Origin of the sequence: Pseudarthrobacter sp. NS4 (assembly GCF_024758005.1) — a bacterium.
Taxonomy (GTDB): Bacteria; Actinomycetota; Actinomycetes; order Actinomycetales; family Micrococcaceae; genus Arthrobacter.
On record NZ_CP103288.1, the window covers coordinates 4063784 to 4081781 of the forward strand.

Annotated in this window: 15 protein-coding genes; 6 read left to right on the plus strand and 9 right to left on the minus strand. The window is 66.4% G+C overall.

Annotated elements, in window-relative coordinates; translation table 11 throughout:
- The first annotated feature begins 50 nt into the window (after positions 1 to 50).
- On the plus strand, positions 51 to 1811 hold the full coding sequence (locus tag NXY83_RS19115) for an alkaline phosphatase D family protein (RefSeq protein WP_258803778.1): 1761 nt from the start codon (positions 51 to 53) through the stop codon (positions 1809 to 1811).
- 193 nt (positions 1812 to 2004) lie between these two features.
- Positions 2005 to 2379: a cupin domain-containing protein gene (locus tag NXY83_RS19120; RefSeq protein WP_258803779.1), complete on the plus strand. Its 375-nt coding sequence runs from the start codon at positions 2005 to 2007 to the stop codon at positions 2377 to 2379.
- Here the strand turns inward: NXY83_RS19120 and NXY83_RS19125 are convergent.
- Both NXY83_RS19125 and NXY83_RS19130 read right to left on the minus strand, forming a co-directional pair.
- Positions 2345 to 2833 (minus strand): hypothetical protein, encoded by a 489-nt coding sequence (locus NXY83_RS19125; protein ID WP_258803780.1) that lies wholly within the window; start codon positions 2831 to 2833, stop codon positions 2345 to 2347. The genes NXY83_RS19120 and NXY83_RS19125 overlap by 35 nt on opposite strands.
- 22 nt (positions 2834 to 2855) lie before the next feature.
- Positions 2856 to 4805 carry a primary-amine oxidase gene (locus tag NXY83_RS19130; protein WP_258803781.1) on the minus strand — a complete coding sequence of 650 codons (1950 nt, stop codon included), beginning with the start codon at positions 4803 to 4805 and terminating at the stop codon, positions 2856 to 2858.
- 122 nt (positions 4806 to 4927) lie between these two features.
- Between NXY83_RS19130 and NXY83_RS19135 the strand changes: the two genes are divergently transcribed.
- From NXY83_RS19135 to NXY83_RS19145, 3 genes are all read left to right on the plus strand, one after another.
- On the plus strand, positions 4928 to 5512 hold the full coding sequence (locus tag NXY83_RS19135) for a TetR/AcrR family transcriptional regulator (protein WP_258803782.1): 585 nt from the start codon (positions 4928 to 4930) through the stop codon (positions 5510 to 5512).
- Positions 5509 to 6606 carry an alanine racemase gene (locus NXY83_RS19140; protein ID WP_258803783.1) on the plus strand — a complete coding sequence of 366 codons (1098 nt, stop codon included), beginning with the start codon at positions 5509 to 5511 and terminating at the stop codon, positions 6604 to 6606. Before NXY83_RS19135 ends, NXY83_RS19140 begins: the two co-directional genes overlap by 4 nt.
- A 124-nt stretch (positions 6607 to 6730) precedes the next feature.
- Positions 6731 to 7693: a helix-turn-helix domain-containing protein gene (locus tag NXY83_RS19145; protein ID WP_258803784.1), complete on the plus strand. Its 963-nt coding sequence runs from the start codon at positions 6731 to 6733 to the stop codon at positions 7691 to 7693.
- Between the two features lie 6 nt (positions 7694 to 7699).
- On the opposite strand, the gene gdhA is transcribed toward NXY83_RS19145, so the two are convergent.
- Positions 7700 to 9037 (minus strand): NADP-specific glutamate dehydrogenase, encoded by a 1338-nt coding sequence (gdhA, locus tag NXY83_RS19150; RefSeq protein WP_258803785.1) that lies wholly within the window; start codon positions 9035 to 9037, stop codon positions 7700 to 7702.
- Positions 9038 to 9208: 171 nt separating this feature from the next.
- Here gdhA and NXY83_RS19155 point away from each other — a divergent pair, with 171 nt between their 5' ends.
- On the plus strand, positions 9209 to 9898 hold the full coding sequence (locus NXY83_RS19155) for an AmiS/UreI family transporter (RefSeq protein WP_397427530.1): 690 nt from the start codon (positions 9209 to 9211) through the stop codon (positions 9896 to 9898).
- Here the strand turns inward: NXY83_RS19155 and NXY83_RS19160 are convergent.
- From NXY83_RS19160 to NXY83_RS19185, 6 genes are all read right to left on the minus strand, one after another.
- Positions 9895 to 11370: an APC family permease gene (locus tag NXY83_RS19160; RefSeq protein WP_258806352.1), complete on the minus strand. Its 1476-nt coding sequence runs from the start codon at positions 11368 to 11370 to the stop codon at positions 9895 to 9897. The genes NXY83_RS19155 and NXY83_RS19160 overlap by 4 nt on opposite strands.
- A gap of 294 nt (positions 11371 to 11664) precedes the next feature.
- The gene (gene purU, locus NXY83_RS19165) at positions 11665 to 12561 is read right to left on the minus strand and encodes a formyltetrahydrofolate deformylase (protein WP_258803786.1); all 897 of its coding nucleotides are present in this window, start codon (positions 12559 to 12561) and stop codon (positions 11665 to 11667) included.
- 3 nt (positions 12562 to 12564) lie between these two features.
- Positions 12565 to 13980, minus strand: coding sequence for an L-serine ammonia-lyase (locus NXY83_RS19170; protein ID WP_258803787.1), 1416 nt, complete (start codon positions 13978 to 13980; stop codon positions 12565 to 12567).
- Complete coding sequence (locus NXY83_RS19175) at positions 13980 to 14630, minus strand: sarcosine oxidase subunit gamma (RefSeq protein ID WP_258803788.1); 651 nt, start codon at positions 14628 to 14630, stop codon at positions 13980 to 13982. Before NXY83_RS19175 ends, NXY83_RS19170 begins: the two co-directional genes overlap by 1 nt.
- Positions 14623 to 17568, minus strand: coding sequence for a sarcosine oxidase subunit alpha family protein (locus tag NXY83_RS19180; RefSeq protein WP_258803789.1), 2946 nt, complete (start codon positions 17566 to 17568; stop codon positions 14623 to 14625). The genes NXY83_RS19175 and NXY83_RS19180 overlap by 8 nt, the downstream gene beginning before the upstream one ends.
- Positions 17565 to 17975: a sarcosine oxidase subunit delta gene (locus NXY83_RS19185; protein WP_258803790.1), complete on the minus strand. Its 411-nt coding sequence runs from the start codon at positions 17973 to 17975 to the stop codon at positions 17565 to 17567. The genes NXY83_RS19180 and NXY83_RS19185 overlap by 4 nt, the downstream gene beginning before the upstream one ends.
- Positions 17976 to 17998 lie beyond the last annotated feature (23 nt).

Consider the following 17998-nt stretch of genomic DNA (forward strand, 5'->3'; position numbering starts at 1 on the left):
GTCCCCTTCTACCCATAGCCGGTGCGCCTTCCAGCAGGTACAACTGATAGATGAGTACCCCAGCGCTGGTGCTAGGCCCCATGATGCGGTATGTGGATGAGACGTCGGCGAGCATTTGGGTGGAGACCCGGAACACTTCCCTGGTCACCGTCAAAACAAGTGCCGGGGACTGGAAAGCGCCCACCTTCGCAGTGCACGGCCACCACTACGCATTGGTTGAAGTGGAGGGACTGGAACCCGGAACGGTAACGCCCTACACCGTGGAGGTCAACGGAGCGCACGTCTGGCCCGGGACGGATGAACACGGATTGGCGCCCGGTTCAGACGGCGAATTTCCGCCGCCGGTGATTGCCACCCTCAAGCCCGGCAAGCCCCTGCGGCTGGCGTACGGTTCCTGCCGCACCAGCGTCCCCCACGATGCGTCCGGCAACCGGAGCCATGGGGTGGACTCCCTGCGGGCCTATGCGCTGAGAATGATGTCCGGCGGGGAGGAGCGATGGCCGGACCTGGTGGCCTTCCTGGGAGACCAGGTCTACGCGGACGCCACCAGCGACCAGATGCAGGAATTCATCAAGGCCCGCCGGGACATTAAGGCACCACCAGGCGAGGAACTCCAGGACTACGAGGAATACGCCTACCTCTACTACCTTGCCTGGTCCGACCCCGCCAACCGGTGGCTGATGTCCACCCTGCCCAGCGCCATGATCTTTGACGACCATGACATCCGGGACGACTGGAACGCTTCACACAGCTGGCGGGAGGCGATGCAGGATGTTTCGTGGTGGCGTGGGCGGATCAAGGCCGGGCTGGCGTCCTACTGGGTGTACCAGCACCTGGGGAACCTTTCACCACGTGAGCGCGCCGAGGACATCATCTGGCAGCGGATCGCCGCGCACCGGCGTGGGCAGGATTTAGACGCCGGGCCCGATCCAAGTGCGGACCCCGATCCCAGTGCGGAGCTTGACCTGAGTGCGGAACTGGACAGCTTTGCGGAACGGGCAAACCAGGAACCGGAATCCTATCGCTGGAGCTTCTGCCGGGATTTCGGCGATACTCGGCTAATCGTGGTGGACTCCCGTGCCGCCCGGGACCTCGCGCCCGACCACCGAGCCCTGCTGGACAAGGCCGAGATGGCCTGGCTGGACGAGCGGATGCAGGGCGGCTTCCGCCATCTCCTGGTGGCGACGTCCCTGCCGTTCCTGCTGCCGATGGGCCTGCACCACCTGGAATCCTGGGACGAAGCCGTGTCCCAGGGGGCATGGGGAAAGCTCGCTGCCTGGGTAGGCGAAAAGCTGCGCCAGGCAGCGGACCTTGAACATTGGGGAGCGTTCCAGGACAGCTTCCACCGCCTGGCGGCCATGGCCGTGGAGGTGGCTGACGGCAAACGGGGGCCGGCACCGGAAACCGTCGCCTTCCTGTCCGGGGACGTGCACTTCTCCTACGTCTCGGAGGTGGACAGGTCCTCGGGCAGCCGGATCATCCAGGCGGTGTGCTCGCCCATCCGGAATCCGCTGCCGCGGCTGCTGCGGTCCTTCGGGGCTGTTATGTCCTACGGTATTGCCACGCCAATCGGAGCCCTGGCAGCACGTTCAGCCAAGGTACCGGACCCGCCATTCCATTGGTCCGGCACCGCGGGTCCATGGTTCGACAACAACCTGGCCTGCCTGGAAGTAGTGCCTGACGGGCTGAGGCTGTGGTGGCAAAAAGGCGTGGTGGACGGCGGGGACAACCTTCATCCGCGGCTGGAACGCGTCGCGGACATCACCGTCGCTTCCCGCAAAACCGGGGCACCTGCCAGGGAGCGGCTGTAACAGCTCCGGGGGACATGAAGCCCCCAACCGGTTATTGACATCGACTTCGGCCGGGAGCACGCTGAAGGCATCGCATGCAGGGTTTGGCAGGAAAAGGCGGGCACACTCTACCTGCCGGGCTCTCCTCTATTCCGGAGCACCTCATCGCGCGTCCGGTTGAACCTTTATAACCACTCTTGTCCAGGAGATCGACATGCCCGCAGTAACCGTCAAGGACCTTGAATCAAAATCCTTCAACGAACCTGATGAAAAGCGCCGCCCGCCCAAAACCGAAGTTGACGTGGTCACCCTGGCTGACACCACGCTGGGCAGGTTCACGTTCCAGCCCGGCTGGCGCTGGTCGGAGACCGTCAAAACGGTAGTCAATACGGACAGCTGCCAGAACAACCATCTGGGTTTCTGCACGTCGGGCACCCTGACAGTGCAAATGGATGATGGAACCCGGAAGACCATCCACGCCGGTGACGCTTACTCGATTCCGGCCGGCCATGATGCCTGGGTGGAAAACGATGAGACGTTTGTTGGCTACGAAGTTATGAGTGCAGCGAGCTACGCCAAACCTGCCTAGGTGAGGTGCCTTGGGCGGCTGCCGTTGGGCCGGCTCCATCGCGCAGCCGCGCCACCAGCGTGGCGGCGAGCAACGCCGTCGCCATCTCCAGGGCGATGACCAGCAACAGCTGGGCGTCACCGGACGTATCGGCCGGGTACGACGCCGGTCCCCCGCCGTGGGCGTGTCCCGCGCCGCCCGTTCCCAGCAGCAGCACGGTATGCAGGGCGGCCATTGCCACGGCCGACGCCGTCACCTGGTGGAGTGCGGCCACCCTGCTGTGCCGCCAGATGTGCAGGGCGCACGGCACGCACACGGCGGCCACAGCAACCATCAGGACGGCGAGCCAGGCGCCGTGGTGGCCGGACACCGCCACCCACACGTGCACCGCGCAGGAAACCGAGGTGACCGCCGCGCACACCCGGGGATGCAGGACGGGCCCGGCAACCCGGACCCGTCCCGCCGTCGTCGTCATCTCCTGAATCCCGTAGCCGCTATTAGTGGCAGCCGCCGGAGCCGGCATCGCTGTGGCAGCTGCCTGCGGACTGCTTGGAGCTGGCAGGCACGTCCAGGACGGGGCTGCGGTCGAAGAAGCCCTCGGGGCGGAGTTTGAAGCCCACGGTGTCCACGGGCATGATGGGCCAGTCCTCCACCCGCGGGAAATGGGTCAGGCCGAAGGTGTGCCAGAGGACGATGTCCTGGCCGTCGATGTCCCGGTCCTGTGCCACGTAGGCGGGCAGCCCTGCACCGCCGGCGTGCTGGTTCACGAAGTCGCCCGTGGGGTAGCGCTCCTCCTCGGCGTAGCGGGTGACCCAGAGGTCCTTGGTGGCGAACGCGGCGCGGGCGGCGATGGAGGATCCGGGGTCGGCCAGCAGCGTGGGCTGGTTTTGGGAGTGGAGCTTGTAGCCCACCGGCTCCCCAAGCCGGTTGCGGGATTCGGGGTTGGAGATGATCCACGTCCGGCCCGTGCCGGCGTCAGCCTCACGGACACCCTCGGATTCACGTGTCAGCACGGTGCGCTTGCGGGAGAACGCGTTGCCCCGCTCGTTGCCCTGCCCCATGGCCTGGCGGACCACGTCTTCCTCTTCCACCCGGTTGGTGAACCCGTCAATGGCCATGTCCAGCCGGGCGCTGAACAGGTGCTGGTGGTAGGGGGCACCCAGGCCCGGTGCCAGCTGGGAGATGTTCTCCGAGCCGCCCTCCGGGAAGGCGGAAGTGAACACCACGCCGGTGGCCTTGGCTTCGAACTCGATGGTGCCGTCCAGGTAGAGATACCAGTAGAAGCCGTAGTCGTAGTTGCCGATGGTGGTGAAGAAGGAGATCACCAGGCGGCGGTTCCGGCGGGTGTAGTTGACCCCGGACCACAAGTCGCTGTGCTTGGCCAGGATCCCCCAGTCCTCCTCATGCATGCAGATGCCGTTCCGGATTTCCCGGGGGTTGCCGAAGGCGTCCGAGATGACCGGGCTCAGGTAGGTGATCTCGCCCAGGCAGTCACAGCCGAGCTCCAGGGAGTTGGCGTACTGGCCCACCAGGTACTCGCCGGTGTCGAAGTAGTTCTGCCAGGACCGGACGGGCGAGGGGTCGCCGTACGGGACCACCATCTCGGCGATGGAGGCGCGGTTGATGATGGGACGTATACGGTCGCCATCCTGGAAGGCGAGGTTGTGCAGGACCACGCCTTCGCGGACGTCAAAGCCGACGTCGACGCTCCACTTTTCCCATTCCACGTGGTTGCCGCCGCTGACCGTGAAGCTGGGGCCTTCGGGCTGGGTGATGCTGATCGGTTTCTGGGTGGTGCGCAGCGGGCCGGTCAGTTCCGGATCGGTGTAGTTGCCGTGCCCGGCCGGGATCGGCATGGGACCGAGGTCCAGCACCTGGGTGACTTCCTTGTTGACCACGTCCACGTAGGCCACGAGCCCATCCACCGGATGCGCCCAGGCGCTGTCCTCCGGAAACTCCTGGACGAACGCCAGGCCACGCAGGATCCGGCGCCCCTTTTCTTCGGCGTACTCGAACACGCCCGCGGAAAGCGGGGCCACGCGTACCTTGGAGACGTCCAGGTCACGTGCCGCCAGCGCGGCCAGCCAGCGCTCATCACCGGCCAGCAGCGCCTCCACCACCTCAAACTCCTCCTCCAGGACTGGAAGCTCACCCGCCACCGCAGTGTCGAGTTCGACGGCGGAGACCACCTTTTGGTGCGTGACGGAGACGATGACGTCATGCGGTGCACCACCGGAGACATCGTGGACGAAGACCCGGAAGCGCCGGTCGGCCGGCTCATCGGTAAGTGCCGAAGCTTCCCGTGGCGGCTCCAGGAGGCCGAGGTAGGCGATCCGGTACTGGGGGCCCAGATGGCCCCCGGACCGCAGGATGGACCGGACCTCGAGGATCTCCTCGCCGGTGGCAAGGCGGAATGGGGAGGCGGTGCTGGTTGGAGCAAGTGTCATGGGGGAACCTTTGTCCTGGCCGTTTCCGGTCGGCGGGTTTATTTTCTATAGTTGTAGAGAATAAACCTCCGTAACATGGCTCACAAGAGTCTGAGCGAAATATTTCCTGGGAGTGGCCCGCGGTGCCGAAGATAGTTGACCATGACGAGCGCCGCCTGGAACTGGTGGATGCCACCTGGCGCATCATCGCCCGCCAGGGCCTGGAAGGGGCCACCATGCGGGAGATCGCGATGGAGGCCGGCTTCGCCAACGGGGCGCTCAAACCATACTTCCCCACCAAGGACACGCTCCTGGAATTCGCGTTCGGCCACGTCTTCAACCGCACCAACCAGCGGATCGCGGACGTCACCAACGGCAAGTCGGGCCTGGCCGCCCTGCGGGCCTTCTGCCTTGAAGTCCTCCCCCTGGACGAGGAGCGCATCAACGAAGCGCGGATCGTCATCCCGTTCTGGCAGAAGGCAGCCAACGACCCGCAGAAGGCCGGGATACACCAGCAGTCCATGAACGAGTGGGCAGCCACCATCCGGCGCTTCCTGGCGGAGGCGCGGGACAGCGGCGACATCCGCGCCGCCGTCGACGATTCCATCCTGGCCGGCCAGCTCCTGAACATGCTGCTCGGCGCACAGATCGAGGCGGCACTCGCACCGGAGGGCCGAAAGGACTTCGGGCATGCAGCCCAGCTCGAGGCATACCTGGCCCTGCTATGACCATTCCCCTGGACATTGACACTCCTGACATCCTGGTGGACCTTGACATCCTGGAGCGGAACATCGCCCGGATGGCGGACACCGTCCGGTCGAAAGGCCTCGCCCTTCGCCCGCATGCCAAGACGCACAAGATCCCGGAGATCGCCGCACGCCAGCTGGCCGCGGGAGCCACCGGACTTACGGTGGCAACCATCGGCGAGGCGGAAGCCTTCGCAGCCGCCGGAGTGGACAACCTCTTCATTGCCTACCCCCTGTGGGTCTCGCACCGGAAGGCTGAACGGCTCCGGCGCCTGGCGGAAAACGCCACGGTCGCCGTCGGCGTGGACTCGGCAGAGGGCGCAACAATGCTCGGAACAGGCCTGGGGCCGGCAGCCGGGAAGGTGAGTGTGCTCGTTGAAATCGACAGCGGGCACCACCGCAGCGGGGTCCGGCCGCGGGCAGCGGCGGACATAGCAAAAGCAGCGTCCGACGCCGGCCTGAACGTCGCGGGGATCTTCACCTTCCCCGGCCACAGCTACGCCCCCGGCATGTCGGCGGAGGCAGCTGCACAGGAGCAGGACGCGCTTAGCCTGGCCGCGGAATCGCTCGCCGCAGCCGGGTTCCACGCGGCGGTGCGAAGCGGAGGGTCCACACCCACCGCACTGCTGACCGAAAGCTCGACAGCAACGGAGGTGCGGCCGGGCGTCTACGTATTCGGCGACGCCCAGCAGCTTGAGCTTGCCCGGTGCGACCTGGCGGACATCGCCCTGACCGTGGCAGCCACAGTGGTAAGCCACCACGAGGCCCCGGCCGAAGTACCCGAACGCTTCATCATCGACGCCGGCAGCAAGATCCTGGGCAGTGACCGGCCAGCCTGGGCCAGCGGCTTCGGGCGCCTGATGGATTACCCGGACGCGCGAATCACCGCCCTTTCGGAACACCACGCCACGGTCGAGTGGCACGGACCCGGAGGCCGGCCTGCCTTGGGCGACCGCTTGCGCATCATCCCGAACCACGTCTGCCTGGCCATCAACCTTGTGGACGACATTGCCGTCACCAGCGCCGGGAAGCTCGTGGACCGCTGGACGGTGGCGGCGCGGGGCAGGAACGCGTAGTAGCGTTAGGTTCTTTTTTCGCCCACTGTTGAAAAAAGAACCGGCTGGCCCTAACCTGAATGAACTGTGTCGCAGGGCACAGCTCCCGGGGAACTCAGATGGCCATCCATCGTCAGGAACATCCATGCCAGCGCCAGCAACAGCCCAGCCTGCAAACCAAAACCTCAAGGCCAGCGTCGCCACGTCCTTTGACCACTGGAAGCACCTCGTGGCCGAGTCCTTCGTGCCGCTCGCCGCCAGGACGGCAGACGTGGACGGTTTCAGTGGACGGATGCGCTCACGGGTGCTGGACCGGATGTCCATCGTGGAAGTCACTGCCACGTCGCATGAAGTGCACCGCACCCCGGCCCTGATTGCCCAGGCCCACGAGCGGTATTTCAAGCTCAATCTGCAACTGGAGGGCACAGGCCTGCTGATCCAGGACAGCCGCGAGGCCGTCCTCCTGCCCGGCGACCTGGCCATCTACGACACCAACCGGCCCTACACCCTCACATTCGAGGAGCAGGCGCGGATCATGGTGGTGATGTTCCCGTGCGACGCGCTGTCCCTGCCCACGGACTACGTGGGCCAGCTCGCCGCCGTGCGCATGGCGGGCGGCACCGGCCTCAGTGGAATCGTGGGGCAGTTCATCCGCCAGCTGTCCGAAAACCTCGAAGTCCTGAGCGGTCCCAGCGGCTCGAGGCTGGCAACGAACGCGCTGGACCTGGTGTCCACCATGCTGCATGCCGAAATGGACATTACACCGGACCGGATGAGGCCCCAGGCCCTCCTGGCAGTGTCCGTCCGTGAGTACATCGAGGCCAACCTGTCTGACCCCCTGCTGTCACCGGCCAGCATCGCCGCCGCACACTTCATCTCCACGCGGCACCTGCACAACATCTTCCAGGAGTCCGGGACCACCGTGTCCAGCTGGATTCGAAGCCAGCGCCTGGCCGGTGCCCGCCGTGACCTGCGCGACCCCCTGCATGCCGGCAAATCCGTGGGCGCCGTCGCGGCCCGCTGGGGATTCCTCGACGCCGCGCACTTCAGCCGCACGTTCCGGGACGCTTTTGGCGTCCCGCCCAGCGACTGGCGCCGGGGCGGGTAGCACCTGCTAGATGAGCCCCTGCGCGAGCATCGCGTCCGCCACCTTCACGAAGCCGCCGATGTTGGCACCCAGGACATAGTTCCCGGGGTCCCCGTACTCGTCGGCAGTGGAGGCGCACCGGTGGTGGATGCCCACCATGATCTCCGTCAGCCGCTCTTCCGTGTGCTCGAAGGACCAGGAATCACGGCTGGCGTTCTGCTGCATCTCAAGGGCGGACGTCGCAACACCGCCGGCGTTGGCTGCCTTGCCCGGGCCGAACAGCACGCCTGCCTCCTGGAACACCGCCACGGCCTCCCGGGTGGATGGCATGTTGGCGCCTTCACCGACCGCAAGGAGCCCGCCGCGCACCAGCCTGGCGGCAGCATCGCCGTCGAGCTCGTTCTGCGTGGCGCAGGGCAGCGCCACGGTCGCGTCGACGTCCCATACCGTGCCGCCGCCCACATACGCGACCCCGCCGCGGCGGCCCGCGTAGTCCTTGAGCCGTCCGCGTTCCACCTCCTTGACTTCGCGCAGGAGCCCGACGTCGATCCCCGCCTCATCCACGATGTAGCCGGAGGAGTCGGAGCAGGCCACCACGGTGGCGCCGAGGGCCTGGGCCTTGGCGATTGCGTGGATGGCGACATTGCCGGAGCCCGACACCACCACGCGCTGGCCTTCAAAGGATGTTCCGCGGGTTTTCAGCATTTCCTGGGTGAAGATCACCGTCCCGAAGCCGGTGGCCTCGGGGCGGACCAGGGAGCCGCCCCATGAAATGCCCTTGCCGGTGAGCACCCCGGATTCATACCGGTTGGTGATGCGCTTGTACTGGCCAAAAAGGTAGCCGATCTCGCGTCCGCCCACGCCGATGTCTCCGGCCGGAACATCCGTGTATTCGCCGATGTGCCGGTAGAGCTCGGTCATAAAGGACTGGCAGAAGCGCATGACCTCCGCGTCGCTCCGGCCGCGGGGATCGAAATCGGAGCCACCCTTGCCGCCACCGATGGGCATGCCGGTGAGGGCGTTCTTGAAGATTTGCTCGAAGCCCAGGAACTTGACGATGCCCAGGTATACGGACGGGTGGAACCGCAGGCCGCCCTTGTAGGGACCCAGGGCGGAGTTGAATTCCACCCGGAAGCCGCGGTTGATCTGCACGCGTCCGGCGTCGTCCGTCCAGGGGACGCGGAAGATAATCTGCCGCTCAGGCTCGCAAAGCCGTTCCAGGATGGCCGCTTCGAGGAATTCGGGGTGCCTGTCGTGGACAGGGCCGAGGCTTTCGAAAACCTCGGTCACCGCCTGGTGGAACTCTGCTTCACCCGGGTTCCTTGCCAGGACCGTATCCCTGATGGCTTCCAGCCGTGCATCCATGGATTTTTTCCTCACCTAGAGCCAAATGCAGGACGACCGCCAGGCAATAGGGGCACTCCCGCGGGTCCGCAATCCAAACTAACGGATTACGACCGGGCTGCTGTAGGCGGCAGGACGACCTTCCACTAATCTCCGTAATGTGACATCTCAATTCCACCAAACGAAAAAAGTATGCACACGATCCCAGCCGCGGGCAGGTGCCTGATGGCCTACATCTGCCTGCTGCTCTCCGGTGCAGCCCTGCTCGTCAACGGGCTGGCCACGCTCGGGGTCCTTCCCCGCCGCGACGCCGGCGTCCTCAACCTGGTGGTCGGCTCCGTCCAGCTGGTGCTGGGCGTGGCGTACCTGGCCTCGGATGCATCGCCGGGCGGGGCGGCCGCAGGGGCGTTGCTGACTGCCGCCGGAATGTTCCTCTTCGGCCTGACCTACGTGTATGTGGGGCTGGATGTCCTGCTGGGCCTCGGGTCCCGGGGACTGGGGTGGTTCTGCGGCATGGTGGGAGTCTTTGGCCTGCTGCTTTGCGCCATCTGGCTGGGGACCGACCCCCTGCTGGCAGTCCTGTGGCTGTGCTGGTCGGCGTTGTGGGGCCTGCTCTTCGCTTCCATGGCACTGGGCCTGGAACACCTGGACCCTTTTATCGGCTGGGCGCTGGTATTGACAAGCCAGGTGACTGCCACCGTTCCTGCATTCCTCGGCCTGGCCGGGATCTGGCCGGGTGGGCCTGTTGCGGGGTGGCTGGCGGCAGCATTCCTGGCCGCGCTTTTTGCCCTGGCACGCCTGCTGGCCCGGCGCGGAGCCGCTCCGCGCCGGCCCGGCTCAGCGCCGCTTCCCGGTTCCGTTGCCCGGGACGCAGCCAGCTAGTTCACCCGGTGGCCCAGGTCCGCCGCCTGGTGCCTTCGCTGCACCCGGGATTCCACCAGCATCCCGGCCACAAAGACCGCGGGAACAATCACCAGGAGTGCTGTTGCCGTCCCGGCACTGCCACCAATTAGTGCCGTGAAGTTGCTGACCACCAGGAACAGGATCCATCCCAGCAGCAGGGCTGCGAGCGCGGGTGCAATCAGTGTCTGCCACAGCTGGGCGCCTCCGCTTTCACGGCGGAAGTAGCCGACGACGGCGACAGAGCAGAGCATGTACAGCACCAGGAGTCCCGCTACGGCCAGTCCGCTGAACCAGGAAAACAGGGTCAGGACGGGGTCCAGGGCCAGGATGGCGAACGGCACCACCAGGACGACGGCGGCGGCGGTCTGGATCCTGGCAGCCACGGCGGGCGCTCCGTGCCGGTTGGTCCGTGCCACGACGGCGGGCATGGAGCCGCGCAGGGCAAGGGAGTGCAGGTAGCGGTTGATGCCGTTGTGGAAGGCGATGATTCCTGCGAGCAGCGAGGTGACCAGCAGGACGCCTGTGGCCACGCCGGCCCAGGGACCGAAAAGCTCCACCATGGGTTCGAGGACGAAGGAGGTGGCGTCGCCGGATTCGAGGGCGGCCCCGGCCGCGTCCATTACCCGGGACGGCCCGTAGAAGCTGACCAGCATCCAGGAGATGAAGGAGAAGAAGACAGCGATGACACCCACGGACAGGTACGTTGCCCGCGCCACGGTGCGGTGCGGGTCCTTTGCCTCCGCCGAATAGATGGCGGTGGACTCGAAGCCGAACATGGAGGCGACGGCAAACATGATCGCCACGCCGGGGGCGCCGGTGGCGATGGCTTCCGGTGAGAAGGAGGCCGCCACGCTGATGCCTTCCGGCCCTCCGCCGCGGGACAGCACGGTGAGGCCGAACAGCAGCAGCACGGCCACCTCGAGCCCCACCAGCAGGGCAAGTACGCGGGCACCGAGTTCGATGTTCAGCGAACCGAGCACCTGCACGCCGGCCATGGTCGCCAGGGCCAGGAGCCACCACGGCACCTCCAGGCCCATCGAGGCGAGCAGGCCGGAGAACGCTGCTCCGTACAGGCCGTACATGGCAGCCTGGACGGTGTTGTAGGCAAGCAGTGCAAGCCAGGCGGCGCCCGCGCCGGTCTTCCTGCCGAAGGCGGCGGTGATATAGGCGTAGAAGGCGCCGTTGGCCTGGATCCTGCGGCTCATGGCCACGAAGCCCACCGCAAAGATGACGATGACAATGCCGACGATCAGGTACGCGCCGGGGGCACCGGCACCGTTGCCAAGTGCTGCGGCCAGCGGTGAAGCGCCCACGATGCCGGTCAGGGGCGCCTGGGCGGACAGGACAAAGAACAGAATGCCCAGGACGCCGACGCTCCCGGCGCGGAGGGCTGTGGAATGCTCCTTGGCCGGAACTTCGGTGGTCCGGGACTCGGGATTCGAAATACTCATTGGATCCTTCTTAACGGTCATGAGTGCTGGGGAAAGTACTGTGAAATCCAGCCTGGCAGCGGGCGGTTGAACCGCTTTGTCCGCCAGCGACCAGTTCTTGTCAGTCAGCGCAGTGCCCTGCGCTCCTGCCGGAAGTGATGCGTCGTCCAGCACTGCCTCCATGCCGCTCCCGATGGTGCCGTCGATCCAGCCACTTAACAGGAAAAGCCCCTGCCACCGCGCAATCCGCGCGGCGGCAGGGGCCTGTAACCCGTTGCTGTTCAGTTGGTTCAAACGGTGGCGTCCACCGAAAGGCTAGCGAAGCACCACGGTCCTGTTTCCCTGCAGGATGACCCTGCCCTCGCAGTGCCAGCGCACCGCGTTGGAGAGGGCCTTGCATTCCGTGTCGCGGCCGGCAGCCACCAGGTCTTCGGGGCCGTAGGTGTGGTCCACTTCCACCACCTGCTGGGCGATGATGGGTCCCTCGTCCAGTTCTGCGTTGACGTAGTGTGCGGTGGCCCCGACGGTTTTGACGCCGCGGGCGTAGGCCTGGTGGTACGGCTTGGCACCCTTGAAGCTGGGCAGGAACGAGTGGTGGATGTTGATGGCCCGGCCGTCCAGCTTCCGCGTCAGATCGTCGCTGAGCACCTGCATGTAGCGGGCCAGCACCACGAGTTCCACACCGAGTTCGTCCACCAGTTCCATAAGCCTGGCCTCGGCCTGGGGCTTGGTATCGGCTGTGACAGGGATGTGGTGGAACGGGATCCCGTGCCACTCTGCCAGCCCCTGGTGGTCGCGGTGGTTGGACACCACGGCAACCACTTCCATGGGCAGCTCGCCGATCCTGGCGCGGAACAGCAGGTCATTGAGGCAGTGGCCGAACTTGGACACCATGATCAGGACCTTGCGCTTTGCCCCCTGGCGTTCCAGCTGCCAGTGCATGCCGAACTTTTCGCCCACCGGGGCGAAGGCGGCCCGCAGCGTATCCACGGTGGAGGCATCGCCCTCGGACGCAAAGTGCACGCGCATGAAGAAGTGGCCTTCGGACCGCTCGCCGAACTGCTTGTTGTCGATGATGTCGCAGCCGTGCTCCAGCAGGAAGCTTGAGACGGCGTGCACGATGCCCGGCGACTCAGGGCAGTCGAGGGTCAGTACGTGTTCCACGGTGGTGGCCTGCTGCGGGGCGGAGGTCTGGGTTTCGATGGTAGTCATGGTTCAGCACTCGATCACATTCACGGCCAGGCCGCCTCGGGAGGTTTCCTTGTACTTGGTTTTCATGTCAGCTCCTGTATCACGCATGGTTTTGATGGCCTTGTCCAGGGAGACCTTGTGGCTGCCGTCCCCGTGCAGGGCGAGACGGGCCGCGTTGATGGCCTTTACGCTGGCGATGGCGTTCCGTTCGATGCAGGGAATCTGCACCAGGCCGCCCACGGGGTCGCAGGTGAGCCCGAGGTTGTGTTCGATTCCCACCTCCGCGGCGTTCTCCACCTGCGCCGGTGTTCCGCCCAGCACCTCGCAGAGGCCGGCGGCGGCCATCGAGCAGGCCGAACCCACCTCGCCCTGACACCCAACTTCGGCGCCGGAAATGGAGGCGTTCGTCTTGAAAAGTATCCCGACGGCGGCCGCCGCCAGAAGGAAGCGGACCACACCGTCGTCGTCGGCTCCCGGAACAAACTTCACGTAGTAGTGCAGGACGGCCGGCACGATCCCGGCGGCCCCGTTGGTGGGGGCTGTGACGATCCGCCCGCCCGCCGCATTTTCTTCATTCACCGCAAGGGCAAACAGGTTCACCCATTCCATCGCCAGCAGCGGATCCGCCGGGGCCTGGACCGGCGACCGCGTTGCTGCCGCGGCTTCGGCGGTGGCGGCCGAAGCCGTCAACGTCCGGAACAGCGACGGCGCCCGGCGCTTCACATTCAGGCCTCCCGGCAGGATGCCCTCGGCAGCGCAACCATTCTGCACGCACTCGCGCATGACGGCCCACAGCCCCAGCAACTTCTCCCGGAGTTCGGCCTCACTGTGCCAGACCGACTCGTTGGCCAGCATGACGTCCGAAATGGACATGCCCTCCCGGCTGCAGATCTCCAGCAGTTCATCGGCGGTGGTGAAGGGATGGGGCAGAACGGTATCGTCCGCCACTACCCTGTCCGCGCCCGCGGCGTCTCCGTCAACGACGAAGCCGCCCCCAATCGAATAGAAGCTCCGTTCGCTGAGCACAGTACCCGCGTGGTCCAGCGCACGGAACGTCATACCGTTGGGATGGGCGGGGAGGGACTTGCGGCGGTGCAGCACCACATCCTCGTCCCAGTTGAAATCGACCCGGTGGGTGCCCGCGAGCTGCAGTTCGGCATCCAGCGCAGCAGCAGCCACCTGGTCGTCGGCGGTGAAGGTGTTGACGGTTTCCGGATCGAGGCCTTGCAGTCCCAGGACCACCGCCTTATCCGAGCCGTGGCCCCGCCCCGTAGCGCCCAGGGAACCGAACAGTTCCGCCTGGACGCGCGTGGTGGAACTCAGCTGCCCGTCGCACTTCAGCCCGTCCGCGAACTGCTTTGCTGCCCGCATCGGGCCCACCGTGTGTGAAGACGAGGGCCCGATGCCAACCGAAAACAGGTCAAGGACGCTGAGTGCCATCAGGGGACCTCTGGCGAGGCATACTCCCGCATCGCGTCCAGGAGCCAGCGGCCCAGGAACTCGGCGAAGGATGCCCGGGGGAAGATCCGGAAGGACTCCTCGCCGGTCTTCCAGAGGATTGCGGGGATGTTGGCGATCTCCGTGGAGTAGGCGGTTCCGGCCTTGAACACCCGCGGGTGCAGATCCAGGGCGCAGCTTTTCTCCAGCACTGCCCGCCCCTGCGGACCGGTCAGTTCGAAGGTGGTGCGGTTGGCGGACAGGTCAACCACTTGGCCTTCACCGTCTGCCAACGCGTCCTGAAGGGCACGGATCAAGTCCCCGCCCAAGGACTGGTGTGCCGCGGCGGGTGCCACCACCAGGAACTCGCCGGGTCCCAGCCACAGGACTGAGGTGTCACCGCTGCCGGCCACGGCGCCGGACCCTGCGGGCAGGCCGCCGATGACGGAAGCCAGCCGCTGTGCCGTTTCGGTGCCGGCGGCCGCCCGAAGTCCCACCATGGTGAGGAAGGGCAGTTCGGACACTTCCACGATGCCCGGCAGCGAGCCGGCGGCGAAAGCCTCCTTCAGCTGCCACGCCGGGCTGGTGCGGACGGAGAGGTCCTTATCCGCGGAATTGCGGGCGGCGGTGGGGGATGCTGCTGTTTCAGCCATCTTTACGGGTCCCTTCGGGGTCAAAAAGCACTGTTTCTGCGACAACCACGTCCACGAGCTGGTCGCCGGCGGCGGCCACCAGCGTTTCGCCAATGCGGTTGCGGCCATTCTTGATCAGGGCCAGGCCAAATGACCTGCCGAGGGCTGCGCTGTGGTAGCTGGAAGTGACGAAGCCTTCCATGGGGACCGGTCCGTAGGCGGGGTTGGTGGAGCGGCCCTTTTCCACCAGCTGGGTGCCTTCCGGCAGCCGGAGCGTGCCGTCCACCGGAAGGACGCTGACCAGGTGCTTGCGGTCCTCGCGCCGGGCGTCAACCCGGGAGTAGGAGCGCTTGCCGATGAAGTCCTTGGCCTTGGAAATGATCCACTCCATGCCGGCGTCCTGGGGGGTGACGGTACCGTCCGTGTCCTGCCCGACGATCGGGTAGCCCTTCTCGGCGCGCAGGACGTGCATGGTCTCGGTGCCGTAGGGGGTGATGTTGAACTCGGCACCGGCAGCCGCCACGGCTTCCCAAGTGTTGAGCCCGTACCAGGCGGGAACGTTGATTTCGTAAGCCAGTTCACCGGAGAACGAGATACGGCAGACCCGGGCACGGACGCCGGAGGCCAGGGTGGTCTCACGGAAGGTCATAAACGGGAAAGCTTCAGTTTCCAGGCCACCGTTCGCAGCCAGCTCGGGTGCCACCTTGGCGATGACCTCACGGGACTTGGGTCCGACGACGGCGATGGTGTTCCACTGTTCGGTCACCGAGGTGCAGTGCACGTCCAGCTCCGGCCATTCGGTCTGGAGCCATTCCTCCAGCCAGTCCAGCACCTTCGCGGCGCCGCCGGTGGTGGTGGTCATGAAGTAGCGGTCCTCATCGAGGCGAAGGGTCACGCCGTCGTCGAAGATCATGCCGTCCGGCAGGCACATGACGCCGTAGCGTGCGGACCCCGGAGCGAGCTTCTTGAACGCGTTGGTGTAGACCCGGTTCAGGAACTCCCCCGCGTCCTTGCCGCGGATCTCGATCTTGCCCAGGGTGGTTGCGTCCATAAAGCCCACGGAATCGCGCACGGCAGCGCACTCGCGCAGTACGGCTGCGTCCATGTCCTCCCCGTCCTGCGGGTAGTACCAGGGCCGCTTCCACTGCCCCACGTCCTCGAACAGGGCACCCTTGGCGACGTGCCAGGGGTGGATGGACGTGATGCGTGCGGGGTCGAAGAGTTCGCCGCGCTGGCGCCCTGCCAGTGCCGCGAAGGCTACCGGCGTGAACGGTGCCCGGTACGTGGTCGTGCCGATCTCGCCGATGCCGCGGGACGCTTCACCGGCCTGCCGGAGGGCGGCTGCGATCACGCCGATGGCGTTGACGCCGGAGGTCTTGCCCTGGTCGTTGGCCGTGCTGATGGAGGTGTACCGCTTGATGTGCTCCACCGAGCGCATGCCGGCGCCGGTGGAACGGAGAACGTCCGCCACCGACTGGTCACGCTGGAAATCCACGAAGTGGTGGTGCCAGCCGTCCGGCGTGCCGGTCTCGCCCGGCACCAGCCAGAGCTGGCGGGTGGGGGCTGAAGCCTTCGGGTCGCCCAGCGGGGAAGGATCGACGGCGGTGCTGAAGCCGGCGGCGACGGCTGCCGACGCACCGGCCGAGATGCCTTCGGCGAGGCAGTCTGCGGTGGCGAAGGAACCGCGGCCGGAACCGACAATCTGCTGGTTCGGGACAACGGTGCTGGGCACGAAGGCGGCCAGGTCGTCATCCCAGCGCAGCTTTCCCTGCCGCTGGGAGTGCAGGTGCACCAGCGGGCTCCAGCCGCCGGAAACGGCAAGGAGGTCGCAGTCGATCTGTTCGATGCCCGAGGTGAGTTCGCCGTCGTCGTTGATGCTGCGGACGGTCACGCCGGACAGGCGGCCGTCGGCTGACCCGGAGGAGGTGTTGGACACCGTGCTGCCGATCAGCACCCGGGTGCCGGCCTCGGCGGCGGCCGCAGCCACCGGGGTGAGACTGGAACGGGCGTCCACTACGGCTGCGATCTTCACGCCGGCGGCCTGGAGGTCTGCGGCCAGGGCGTAGGCGCTGTCGTTGGTGGTGCTGATGACCACGCGCTGGCCGGGGGCTACGGCGTAGCGGTTGAGGTAGCTGCGGACGGCCGAGGCGAGCATGATGCCGGGGCGGTCGTTGTTCTCAAAGACCAGGGGGCGTTCGTGGGCGCCGGGGGCCACAACCACCTGCTTGGCACGGATGTGCCAAATACGCTGGCGGGACACGCCGGGAGCAGCGGGGCTGGAGAGGTGGTCGGTGCGGTTCTGCACTGCAAGGACGTAGTTGGCGTCGTAGGCACCGAATGCCGTGGTGCGGTTCAGGACGGTGGACTCGGCGCCGGAGACCAGCTCGGCTTCAACGTCCGCCACCCATTCCAGGGCAGGTTTGCCTTCGATGGTCTCGCCAAGTCCCGCAGCCGTGGAGCCGGACAGCAGTGCGCCGCCCAGTTCGGGCTGGTCATCCAGCAGCATGACGCGGGCACCGGCGCGGACGGCTTCACGGGCTGCGGCCAGGCCTGCAGGGCCGCCGCCGATCACCAGGACGTCGGTGTGGACATACTTCTTGTCGTACTCGGCGTGGTCCTCATCGGGATCCAGCCGGCCCAGGCCGTTCAGCAGTTCGGCCTTCAGTCCGTCCACCAGCGAAACGGCGGTGGCGGGGAGCATTGATTCGGCGACGTGGCCGGGGAAGCGGGGCGCCACCTTGACCAGGGCGTTGGGTTCCTCCACGCCGGCTGCCACGATGCCGCGGGGCCGGTCCTCGTACAGCGAGTTGCCGACGGCGACCCGGCCGTTGGCGAGCAGCGCCGAGGCGAGCGTGTCCCCGGGGTGGCCGGTGAATTCTTCGCCGTCCACGGTGAAACGCCAGGAGATGGTGCGGTCGATGCGGCCGCCGGTGCTGAGGCGGGCGTTCTGGGAAGTCACTTGGTTGCTCCTTCCGGGGCAGTGGTGCTGGCAGGCGTTGTGCTTGTGCCGGAGATGTCAGGCGCTGCGGTCCCGGTGGTGGTGCTGTCCGGGGCGGTGCTGGCGGTGCCGGATTCAGCTGCCGGCGGGATGGCCAGGTCCGGCCGGGGCGCGCCCATGGGGTAGACGGCGTGGATGTCGTAGCTCACGGTGTCCCGCACCATGTTGAACCACTGGCGGCAGCCAGTGCTGTGGACCCAGCGCTCGGCGAATGTGCCCTTGGTGTTCGCGCGGTAGAAGAGGTACCGGGACCACTCCGTGTCGCTCAGCTCGTTCGGGTTTTCCGGGTAGGCAACATGGGCCTGGCCGCCGTAGTGGAATTCGGTTTCATCCCGGGGGCCGCAGTTGGGGCATGAGATCAGCAGCATGTGCGTTGTCTTTCTGTGGAGGC

Excerpts from the sequence above, each read along its gene's own strand:
- NXY83_RS19155 (WP_397427530.1), top strand. The coding sequence starts at position 9,209 with ATGCACACGATCCCAGCCGCGGGCAGGTGCCTGATGGCCTACATCTGC.
- purU (WP_258803786.1), bottom strand. The coding sequence starts at position 12,561 with ATGACTACCATCGAAACCCAGACCTCCGCCCCGCAGCAGGCCACCACC.
- NXY83_RS19145 (WP_258803784.1), top strand. The coding sequence starts at position 6,731 with ATGCCAGCGCCAGCAACAGCCCAGCCTGCAAACCAAAACCTCAAGGCC.
- NXY83_RS19140 (WP_258803783.1), top strand. The coding sequence starts at position 5,509 with ATGACCATTCCCCTGGACATTGACACTCCTGACATCCTGGTGGACCTT.
- NXY83_RS19120 (WP_258803779.1), top strand. The coding sequence starts at position 2,005 with ATGCCCGCAGTAACCGTCAAGGACCTTGAATCAAAATCCTTCAACGAA.
- NXY83_RS19125 (WP_258803780.1), bottom strand. The coding sequence starts at position 2,833 with ATGACGACGACGGCGGGACGGGTCCGGGTTGCCGGGCCCGTCCTGCAT.
- NXY83_RS19115 (WP_258803778.1), top strand. The coding sequence starts at position 51 with ATGAGTACCCCAGCGCTGGTGCTAGGCCCCATGATGCGGTATGTGGAT.
- NXY83_RS19170 (WP_258803787.1), bottom strand. The coding sequence starts at position 13,980 with ATGGCACTCAGCGTCCTTGACCTGTTTTCGGTTGGCATCGGGCCCTCG.
- NXY83_RS19160 (WP_258806352.1), bottom strand. The coding sequence starts at position 11,370 with ATGAGTATTTCGAATCCCGAGTCCCGGACCACCGAAGTTCCGGCCAAG.
- NXY83_RS19130 (WP_258803781.1), bottom strand. The coding sequence starts at position 4,805 with ATGACACTTGCTCCAACCAGCACCGCCTCCCCATTCCGCCTTGCCACC.
- gdhA (WP_258803785.1), bottom strand. The coding sequence starts at position 9,037 with ATGGATGCACGGCTGGAAGCCATCAGGGATACGGTCCTGGCAAGGAAC.
- NXY83_RS19185 (WP_258803790.1), bottom strand. The coding sequence starts at position 17,975 with ATGCTGCTGATCTCATGCCCCAACTGCGGCCCCCGGGATGAAACCGAA.
- NXY83_RS19175 (WP_258803788.1), bottom strand. The coding sequence starts at position 14,630 with ATGGCTGAAACAGCAGCATCCCCCACCGCCGCCCGCAATTCCGCGGAT.